The following is a 10,524-nucleotide window of genomic DNA, read 5'->3' on the forward strand; positions in this document are numbered from 1 at the left end:
GGGTCCGTAATACCAATCTATAGATAAAGAAGTACTTCATGAAACAAGGATACAGGCTTCTCGCCGCGGTTATCATTTTTCTGGCCAGCACCGTTAGTAGTGCAGAAGGCTCCTTTGAAGTAACAGATATTCGTCTTGAAGGGCTCCAGCGAGTCGCTCCGGGTCTGGTATTTCGGCACTTTCCGATCAGTAATGGTGAACAGGTTGATGAGCAGCGGTTATCAGCCGCTGTGCGCAAATTGTTTGCGGCCGGTTACTTTGAGGATGTAAAGCTAGCGCGTGAAAACGGTATTCTGATACTGAAGTTGCGCGAGCGTCCGTCTATTGCTTTGATTCGACTTGAGGGTAATAAGGCGTTAAAGAAGGAAGCGTTGCTGGAAGGTCTGAAGCAGACAGGACTGAAAGAGGGTGACGTATTTAAGCGTGCGACGCTTGAGCAGATTAAACAGGATCTGGTGCGCATCTATGCTTCGCAGGGGCGCTACGGTGCGCAGGTCGATGCAGAAGTAGAGCAGCTGCCGGGGAATCGTGTTGCCGTCAATATTGATATTAAAGAGGGCAAGGTTGCCACGATTGAACATATCAATGTTGTTGGGAATGAGCTTTTTGATGATGAAAAGCTGCGCGATCTGTTCGAGCTGAAATTGCCTGGATTCTGGTCCTTCTATACCAATGATGATCGTTACGCCCGTGAAAAGCTTTCCGGTGATCTGGAGCGTCTGCGTAGCTTTTACATGGATCAGGGTTACATTAACTTCTCAGTAGACTCTACTCAGGTCTCTATTACCCCAGATCGTAAAAACGTATATATCACCGTCAATATTACTGAAGGTGAGAAGTTCAGTATTCGCTCGGTCAATCTTGCAGGAGAGATGGTTGTATCTGAGGAAGAGCTTCAAAAGGTATTAACGATCACCGAGGGTGATACCTTCTCACGCAAAGCGATGATCAAATCGCAAAGTGCGTTGAGCCGCAAGCTGGGCGACTCAGGGTATATGTTTGCCAACGTTGCGCCGTCACCTGAGGTGCATGACGATAATACGGTGACCCTCAATTACTTCCTCGATCCGGGTAAGCGCACATATGTGCGTCGTATTGTAATTCGAGGGAATACTCGGACAGCGGATGACGTGCTGCGCCGTGAAATGCGTCAAATGGAGGCAGGCCTTGCTTCCAATGAGGACATCGAAAATTCTAAGAAGCGTTTAGAGCGTACCGGATACTTCTCGGCGGTCAATGTTGAAACAATTCCTGTGCCGGGAACGTCTGATCAGGTTGATCTGGAATATACGGTTGTAGAACAGCAATCAGGTTCCTTTTCTGCCAGTGTTGGATTCTCGCAAGGATCCGGTCTGATTTTGGGATTGAATGTTCAGCAGGATAACTTCCTGGGAACCGGGCGTAAGATTGCCTTCGGTATTTCAAACTCTGATACCACCACCGAGTACAAATTTAGCAGCAATGACCCGTACTATACCGTTGATGGCGTGAGCCGTGGTTATAACGTGTACTACCGGGAACGTAACTTTGATGAAAACAATGTGAGTTCCTACGAAACCGATGAAATTGGTGCGGGGGTTAAGTTTGGTTATCCAATTGATGAATATCAGCGACTGTCATTTGGCGCAAACATCGAACAGATCAGCCTGAAAACCAACACGACTACACCACAGGAAATTATCGATTTCATCGCGGATGAAGGAAATGACTATCTGGGATTGGTTGTGAATCTGGGGTGGAGTGACAACCATCTGAACCGTGGTATTTTTCCAACCAACGGTTATTCGCAAAATGCCTCATTGGAGCTGGGATTGCCCGGCAGTGATTTGACGTACTACCGTGCACGTTACTCTCTTAAACTGTATGAGCCGCTCACTGAATCTGAGCGCTGGGTTGCTAAGGCCTGGACCCGCTTGGGTTATGCCGGTGACTTGGGATCCAACGAATATCCGTTCTTTAAGCATTTCTATGCGGGTGGCTTGCGGTCAGTCCGAGGGTTTGAATCCAACTCTCTGGGACCAAAAGATACGCCACGTAACGGTGCTACAGCCGATCCATTTGGTGGGAACATATTGCTAACGGGTGGTGTTGAGTTGATCTTCCCAACGCCTTTTGCGGAAGGGAACAGCACACGCTCATCGCTCTTTCTGGATGCAGGTAACGTATTTGATACAAGTTGTGGTGCAACCTCTACCAACTGTGTAGAAGGGATCGAGTTTGATGAGATTCGTGCATCGGTCGGTTTTGGATTCAGCTGGATTACCCCGATGGGGCCGCTGACCTTTGTGCTGGCTAAACCTCTTAATGAACAAACCGGTGATGAAACGGAGTTCTTCCAGTTCGCGCTTGGCCAAACCTTTTAAGGAGCAGGTATGAAACTGTTTAAAGCGGCAGCATTTTTGTTGCTAACGGCTGCTAGCAGCCAGGCAATGGCAGAAAAAGTTGCTGTATTAGGGATTCAGCAGGCGGTATTGGCATCTGAGGCGGCAAAGCAGTTTGATACGAAGCTAAAGGCTGAGTTTGCTGATGAACAGTCCCAGTTGGTTGACTTGGAAAAACAGGCCAAAGCTGCGAAAGATAAGTTTGATGCGAACCGAGATCTGGCATCACCTGAGCAGTTGAAGCAGCTACACAATCAGTTCAAGAAGGTGTTTGCTGAATACCAGCGTCGTGGCAAAGAGCTTCAGCAAAAGAATATGCAGCGTCAGCAGGTTTTCCTGGGCGAGATGAAGCCTAAGCTTGATGTCGTTCTCAAGCAGTTGATCAAAAGTGAAGGTTATGACGTGATTCTTGCGAAGAACGCGACACTCTACTTCAAGCCTGAGCTCGATATTACGCCGAAAGTCGTGGAATTGTTGAATCAGCAATAATGTCTAGTTCGGTCAGGTCTTTCCAATTAGATGAACTCGCGTCATACCTTGGAGGTGAAGTCCGGGGGGATGGCGCGTGTTTGATTGAAAGTCTGGCAACGCTAGAAGAGGCAAAACAAGGGCAGTTAGCTTTTTTTGCAAACGCCCGGTACCTCAATCAGTTAAAAACGACACAGGCCAGCGCTGTACTTATCTCGCCAGAGCACGCAGATTCTGCGCCTTGTAGTGTTATTGTCTTAGATAATCCCTATCTGGGCTTTGCGCGTGTCAGTCACCAATTTGATACTACACCGGACGTGTGCGCGGGGATTGCCCCAGGTGTTCAGGTCCATGCTATGGCGTCCGTTTCTGCAACCGCGCAGCTGGGGGCAAATGTTACTGTTGCCGAAGGGGCTGTGATCGGTGATCACGTCTATGTAGGCCCCAATTCTGTGATCGGGCGGCACTGCCGCTTGGATGCTGGGGTGCGGATTAATGCCAACGTAACGCTCTATGATGATATTAAAATTGGCGAAAATTCGTTGATCCATAGTGGAGCCGTGATTGGGGCTGACGGGTTTGGTTTTGCGCCGGATGCCGGGAAGTGGGTCAAGATTTCTCAGCTAGGTGGTGTGACAATTGGTAAAAATGTCGAGATCGGCGCAGGCACTACGATTGACCGTGGGGCGCTGTCGGACACCGTAATCGAAGATGGCGTAAAGCTGGATAATCAAATACAGATAGCTCACAACGTAGTTGTTGGCGAAAACAGCGCAATTGCGGGATGTACTGCTGTTGCTGGAAGTACTAAAATCGGCGCCGGCTGCACTGTTGCAGGGGGTGTGGGTATTACCGGACACCTGAACATTGCTGATGGAAGCCATATTACCGCGATGTCGTTGGTTTCCAAATCAGTGAGTGATCCGGGAGCGTATTCCTCTGGTACAGGCCTGATGCCCTCTAAGCAGTGGAAACGGAGTGTGGTTCGATTTCGTCAGCTGGACGAACTCGCCAAACGTATAAAATCTCTGGAAGAAAAAATTGAGACGTCAAAAGGTTAAATGACAATGATGGATGTGAACGAAATTCGTGAATACTTACCACATCGATACCCGTTCCTGTTAGTGGACCGGGTGTTGGAGTTGGAAAAAGGTGATTCCATCGTTGCGATTAAAAATGTGACCGTGAATGAACCGTTCTTTAACGGTCATTTTCCGGATCATCCGGTTATGCCGGGCGTGTTGATCGTGGAAGCGATGGCGCAAGCAGCGGGAATTCTTGGCTTCAAAACTATGGACAAGAAGCCACAGGATGGTTCAATCTACTACTTTGTAGGCTCTGATAAGCTACGCTTTAAGCGTCCTGTAGTACCAGGAGATCAGCTCAAGCTAGAAGCAAAAGTGATGTCTGAGCGCCGCGGTATTTGGAAATTTGATGTAAAAGCAACGGTTGACGGTGATCTGGTGAGCTCCGCAACCATTCTCTGCGCTGATAGGAAGGTCTGATTTTGATTGACGCCCGTGCCATTATCGATCCGTCTGCAAAATTAGCTGACGATGTCGTGGTCGGCCCCTGGAGTATTGTTGGGCCGAATGTGGAAATAGGCGCTGGAACGGTTATTGGTCCGCATGTCGTGGTGAATGGTCCGACAAAGATTGGTTCAAATAACCGGATATTCCAGTTCGCGTCTGTGGGTGAGGAATGCCAGGACAAAAAGTACGCAGGTGAGCCGACCACGCTGGTGATTGGAGATCACAATGTTATTCGCGAGGGTGTCACAATTCATCGTGGCACTGTGCAGGATAATGGTGAAACGATCATCGGTAGCCATAACTTATTTATGGCTAACGCTCATGTCGCGCATGATTGTGTGGTTGGTGACAATGTCATCATGGCAAATAATGTTGCGGTAGCTGGTCATGTTCATGTTGGCGATTGGACAATATTGGGCGGATTTACTGCGGTACATCAGTTCTGTCATATCGGCTCTCATGTTATGTGCGGAGCGGGTACCGTTGTCCTGAAGGACGTACCTGATTATGTGATGACGACCGGTAATCCGGCTAAGCCACATGGTATTAACTCTGAAGGGTTGAAGCGTCGGGGTTTTTCTCCCGATGCAGTTCGGGCGATCAAGCGAGCTTATAAAGTGATTTATCGTCAGAAATTAACCGTTGAGTTAGCAGTGGATGTCTTGCGGGAAATGTCTCAGGAAACTGAAGAAATTGCTCCGCTGATAGCCTTCTTACAAAATTCTCCGCGCGGCATTATCCGTTAGGGTATTGCCGTGTCTACTCCTCTTAGAATTGGCATCGTTGCCGGAGAAGCGTCCGGCGATATTCTGGGTGCCGGCCTTATCAAAGCGCTAAAACGTCGCTATCCGGATGCTCAGTTTGAAGGTATCGGTGGTGAGCTGATGATTGCCGCTGGTTGTGTATCTCATATACCAATGGATCGCCTGTCTGTGATGGGTTTGGTCGAAGTATTGGGGCGCCTGCGCGAATTGCTTAAGGTAAGGCGTGGTTTGGCAGACCGATTTCTTGCTAACCCACCCGATCTGTTTATAGGTGTCGATGCGCCGGACTTTAATCTTAAATTGGAAGGTTGGTTAAAAGACGCGGGAATCCCAACGGTACATTACGTAAGTCCTTCCGTTTGGGCCTGGAAACAGAAGCGCATCTACAAGATCATAAAAACCACCGATCTTGTTCTGAGTCTCTTCCCTTTCGAAGCCCAGCATTATGCCCCTACGCAGCAGCGTGTAGCATTTGTCGGTCATCCACTGGCCGATAGCATTCCCGGAAGTGTTGATCTTGCCAAGGCGCAGCAGCGGTTTGCGGTAAAAGATGATGAAACTATTATTGCAGTTTTACCGGGCAGTCGTGGTAGTGAACTGAAGTATCTGGCTGAGCCGTTTCTTGAGACCGCGCGCTGGTTATCCGAGCGTATCGACAATGTACGTTTTGTCATTCCGGCTGCGAACGAACATCGGCACGACTATTTGCATACGCTTATTACCGAGAAATTTTCTGATCTGAATGTTCAGCTGGTGATGAAAAACTCCCGTGAAGTGATGGCCATTTCGGATGCCATCCTAATTGCTTCCGGTACAGCGACGTTAGAAGCTACGTTGTTACAAAAGCCAATGGTTGTCGCGTATAAAATGGCCGGGCTGACCTATGCCATCTACTCTCGCATGGTTAAAAGTCGCTTTATTTCGCTGCCTAATTTATTGGCGGGTGAAGAGCTGATTCCTGAAATTTTGCAGGATGATGTGCAGCCTGAAATTCTTGGTGAGGCTGTTATGCGTGCGTTGAATGATGACGCATATCGACAACGGCTGGCGAAACGGTTCGATGAAATCCATCAACAGCTTAATCTCGATGCGGATGAAAAAGCGGCTGATGCTGTTGAACAGTTATTGCGTTCACGGGGTGTCATTTAATGGAATCTCTAGGATTCGACTTTTCCGAACATAAGCTAACAGCGGGTGTTGATGAGGTCGGGCGGGGGCCGTTGGTCGGTAATGTTGTTGCCGCAGCGGTGATTCTCGACCCGGAAAACCCGATTGCTGGCTTAGCCGACTCTAAAAAGCTGTCGGAAAAAAAACGCGACGCGTTGTACGATGAGATTCTGGAAAAAGCGTTAGCGTGGTCAGTTGCCTCGGCCTCTCCAGCTGAGATCGATGAGCTGAATATTCTTCATGCCACGATGCTGGCAATGCAGCGAGCGGTACTGGACCTGTCAGTGAAGCCTGAATATGTCTATGTCGATGGTAATCGCTGTCCTGATTTGCCTTACCCCAGTGAGCCGGTGGTGAAAGGCGATTCGAAGGTTAAGGAGATCTCTGCTGCCTCTATTCTGGCAAAAGTAGTACGGGACCGGGAAATGAAAGTGCTGGATGCACAATATCCGGCATATGGCTTTGCCAAGCATAAAGGCTATCCAACTCAGGAGCATTTCAAGGCTCTTAAATTACATGGCCCTTTGGCCGAGCATCGGCGAAGTTTTCGACCGGTACGTGAACTGATCCCGGAGTAATGGCAAGCGCTTATGTCTGATCCTAAGTTTGTCCACCTGCGGGTGCACACTGAGTTTTCTTTGGTTGATGGGCTGGTTCGTATCAAAGAACTGGTGAAAGCAGCGCAAGCGCATTCGATGCCTGCTGTGGCGATGACCGACCAGGTTAACCTGTTTGCATTGGTTAAGTTTTATAAGGCGGCTTTAGGTGCGGGTGTTAAACCTATCTGCGGTTGTGATTTATGGGTGCATGATCCGGAGCAGCCGGATGCAGAACCGACACGCCTGACCCTGCTCGTCAATACGGGACAGGGTTATCGCAATCTTATGGAGTTGATCTCTCTCGCCTACGAACAAGGCCAGAATGCAGTCCTTGATAAGGCGGTGGTGACCAAGGCGCTAATCGCAGAAAAGTCGGAAGGCTTGATTGCACTGTCTGGCGCGAAAGAGGGCGATATCGGTCGGGCTATTTTGTCTGACAACGGAAATGCCCAAACGCTGCTTGAAGGCTGGATGCAGATCTTTCCCAACCGCTTTTACCTTGAGCTTCAGCGCACGGGGCGGGCGGGTGAAGAGCAGGTTGTGCATGGCTGTGTAGAGTTAGCTCATGCGACGGGTTGCCCTTTGGTGGCAACAAACGACGTTATGTTTGTACGCCCGGAAGACTTCGAAGCACATGAAGTACGTGTGTGTATCAACCAGGGTCGTACGTTTGACGATCCTACACGCCCCAAAAATTACAGTGAAGAGCAGTATTTTCGTAGCGCTGATGAGATGGCCGAGTTGTTTGCGGACATTCCCAGTGCCCTTGAAAATACCGTAGAGATTGCCCGCCGTTGCAATATTGATATAGAGCTAGGCACCTATTACCTGCCGAAGTTTCCAATACCTGAAGGGATATTGATGGATGACTATTTCCGTCAGGTGTCTTACGAGGGGTTGGAAGAGCGTCTCGAAATTATACTGGATAAAGACGACCCCGATTACGAAGCTAAGCGACAGCCCTATATTGACCGGTTGGAGTTTGAGCTGGATATCATCATCCAGATGGGTTTCCCAGGGTACTTCCTGATCGTAATGGACTTCATTATGTGGGGGAAAGAAAACGGCGTACCTGTTGGGCCGGGGCGAGGCTCCGGTGCAGGTTCTCTGGTGGCTTACGCACAGAAAATCACCGACTTGGATCCGCTGGAATACGATCTTCTGTTTGAGCGATTTCTAAATCCTGAACGTGTATCGATGCCCGATTTCGATATCGACTTCTGTATGGATAACCGTGACAAGGTTATCGACTATGTTGCTCGCACCTACGGGCGCGATGCGGTATCGCAGATTGTGACCTTTGGTACGATGGCCGCGAAAGCGGTCGTGCGAGATGTGGCGCGTGTTCAGGGTAAGCCGTTTGGTCTGGCCGACAAATTGTCCAAACTGATTCCATTCGAAGTGGGGATTACCCTGCATAAGGCGATGGAACAGGAACCGATGCTGAGTGACTTCGTGAACGGTAGCGAAGAAGCTCAGGAAATTATGGACATGGCGTATAAGCTGGAGGGCGTGACGCGTGGTACGGGTAAGCACGCCGGTGGTGTTGTTATCGCACCAACCAAGCTGACCGACTTCGCGGCGACATATTGTGACGAAGAGGGTAATGGCCTCGTTACCCAGTTTGATAAAAACGATGTTGAGGAGGCCGGGCTGGTTAAGTTCGACTTCCTTGGATTGCGCACCTTAACCATCATTGATTGGGCGCTGCAAACGATCAACCGCAAGCGGGCTAAAGCAGGCGAAGATCCGCTCGATATTGCGTTGATCGATCTGGAAGATAAGCCAACCTTTGATCTGTTGCAGGCTGCTGAAACAACGGCTGTGTTCCAGCTGGAGTCCAGTGGCATGAAAGATCTGGTTCGCCGTCTTCTGCCGTCTCGATTCGAAGATATTGTCGCGCTGGTAGCACTTTTCCGCCCCGGCCCCCTGCAGTCGGGCATGGTGGACGACTTTATCAACCGTAAGCACGGGCGGGCTGAGATGGCTTGGCCGCATCCCGATTATCAGCTTGATAGCTTGCAGCCCGTCTTGGAACCGACCTACGGCATTATCCTGTATCAAGAGCAGGTTATGCAGATTGCGCAGGTTATGGCGGGTTATACCCTTGGCGGTGCAGATATGCTGCGCCGAGCGATGGGTAAGAAAAAACCGGAAGAGATGGCCAAGCAGCGCGTTGGCTTCCTTGAAGGTAGTGAGCAAAACGGTATTGATCGAGATCTGGCAGGCAACATCTTTGATCTGGTAGAGAAGTTTGCCGGTTACGGTTTCAACAAATCCCATTCCGCCGCATATGCACTGGTGTCCTACCAGACCGCGTGGTTGAAGACGCATTACCCGGCGCCGTTTATGGCTGCGGTAATGTCCTCCGATATGCAGAACACCGACAAAGTGGTGATCTTCGTTGAAGAGTGCCGTCAGATGAAGATCCCGCCGGCGTTGCCGGATGTTAATAGCGGTGAGTTTATGTTCACCGTGAATGACGAAGGCTTGATTATCTATGGCTTAGGAGCGATTAAAGGTGTGGGTGAAGGCCCTATCGAAGCGATCGTGTCTGCGCGGGGTGAAGGCGGTTCGTTCAAAGATCTATTTGATTTTTGTGAGCGGGTCGGTGCGAAAAAGCTGAACAAACGGGTATTGGAAGCGCTGGTACGTTCCGGAGCACTGGATAACATGGGCGCGCCTCGGGCGGTGTTATGGGATGCGATCCCTGATGCGCTGAAAGCGGCAGATCAGAGTGCGCGCAACCAAGACGCCGGGATGTTTGATCTTTTTGGTGCTGCTCAGGAAGAAGATCCGGGTGACCCGTATGAAAAGTACCGTCGGGTGCGCGAATGGACAGACAAAGAGCGCCTGCAGGGTGAAAAAGATACCCTGGGACTGTACCTCACCGGACATCCTATCGACGAGTATGAAGGCGAGCTGAGAAACTTTATCAGCAAAAAGATTGTCGAAGTCCAGCCGTCACGGGGTGTTACGCAGAAAATGGCCGGTTTGGTTGTGGATCTGCGCTTAAAGAAAACCAAGAAAGGCGATCCAATCTGTTTTGTTACCCTGGACGATCGAAGTGCGCGTATAGATGTCACGCTCTACGGCGAAACGTATGAGCAATCGCGCAATATCGTCGTAAAAGATGCGGTGCTGGTTGTTGAAGGTGAAGTGGCAGAAGATCACTTCTCCGGGGGTATCAAAGTTAAAGGGACGGGGGTGCTGAATATTTCGCAGGCCCGTGCTCAGTACGCCAGTAGCGTAGAGATTTCCTGTGAAGCCGCTCAGTTGGCTGGACGACGTATTCGAGAGCTCTCGGATATTCTGAGTCAGTATCGGGGTGATGGTTCGTTACCGGTGACGTTGCGCTTCCGGCGTGAAGACGCCAAGGCCACGCTTAAGCTAGGTAAAAGCTGGTCGGTGCAGGCGAATGATGAACTGATTATTAAATTAATGGATCAATTTGGCGGCGATGCTGTATCACTGCGGTATTAGCCAATATTGTGATAAAGCTCAGAAAGCCGAGTCTTTAATTTATCTCAGGTGTGCTCAGGCTGGTCCTATAAGGGGCAAGCAGGTACACTTAGGGCAATTTTTTGATCCGATCAAAGTAACGAATTTCTAA

General features: G+C 49.8%; 8 protein-coding genes. All 8 read left to right on the top strand.

Annotation, left to right across the window (positions count from 1 at the left end; all coding sequences use genetic code 11):
* The first annotated feature begins 38 nt into the window (after nt 1-38).
* From bamA to dnaE, 8 genes are read left to right on the top strand one after another with little or no spacing between them, the layout of a single operon-like run.
* Nucleotides 39-2,363, top strand: a complete 2,325-nt coding sequence (bamA, locus tag ABYW01_RS06285) for an outer membrane protein assembly factor BamA (protein WP_372831644.1) — start codon at nt 39-41, stop codon at nt 2,361-2,363.
* Nucleotides 2,364-2,372: 9 nt separating this feature from the next.
* Nucleotides 2,373-2,870, top strand: a complete 498-nt coding sequence (locus tag ABYW01_RS06290; protein ID WP_372831645.1) for an OmpH family outer membrane protein — start codon at nt 2,373-2,375, stop codon at nt 2,868-2,870.
* Complete coding sequence (gene lpxD / locus ABYW01_RS06295) at nt 2,870-3,910, top strand: UDP-3-O-(3-hydroxymyristoyl)glucosamine N-acyltransferase (RefSeq protein ID WP_372831646.1); 1,041 nt, start codon at nt 2,870-2,872, stop codon at nt 3,908-3,910. The genes ABYW01_RS06290 and lpxD overlap by 1 nt, the downstream gene beginning before the upstream one ends.
* Nucleotides 3,911-3,916: 6 nt before the next feature.
* Nucleotides 3,917-4,354, top strand: coding sequence for a 3-hydroxyacyl-ACP dehydratase FabZ (fabZ, locus tag ABYW01_RS06300; protein WP_372831647.1), 438 nt, complete (start codon nt 3,917-3,919; stop codon nt 4,352-4,354).
* 2 nt (nt 4,355-4,356) lie between these two features.
* The gene (lpxA, locus tag ABYW01_RS06305; protein WP_372831648.1) at nt 4,357-5,127 is read left to right on the top strand and encodes an acyl-ACP--UDP-N-acetylglucosamine O-acyltransferase; all 771 of its coding nucleotides are present in this window, start codon (nt 4,357-4,359) and stop codon (nt 5,125-5,127) included.
* A 9-nt stretch (nt 5,128-5,136) separates the two neighbouring features.
* Nucleotides 5,137-6,294 carry a lipid-A-disaccharide synthase gene (lpxB, locus tag ABYW01_RS06310; RefSeq protein ID WP_372831649.1) on the top strand — a complete coding sequence of 386 codons (1,158 nt, stop codon included), beginning with the start codon at nt 5,137-5,139 and terminating at the stop codon, nt 6,292-6,294.
* Nucleotides 6,294-6,890 carry a ribonuclease HII gene (gene rnhB / locus ABYW01_RS06315; RefSeq protein WP_372831650.1) on the top strand — a complete coding sequence of 199 codons (597 nt, stop codon included), beginning with the start codon at nt 6,294-6,296 and terminating at the stop codon, nt 6,888-6,890. The genes lpxB and rnhB overlap by 1 nt, the downstream gene beginning before the upstream one ends.
* A gap of 12 nt (nt 6,891-6,902) precedes the next feature.
* A complete protein-coding gene (dnaE, locus tag ABYW01_RS06320) occupies nt 6,903-10,394 on the top strand; it encodes a DNA polymerase III subunit alpha (RefSeq protein ID WP_372831651.1) in 3,492 nt (1,163 codons plus the stop codon).
* Nucleotides 10,395-10,524 lie beyond the last annotated feature (130 nt).

The organism is Pontibacterium sp. (assembly GCF_041587635.1).
Taxonomy (GTDB): Bacteria; Pseudomonadota; Gammaproteobacteria; order Pseudomonadales; family Balneatricaceae; genus Pontibacterium.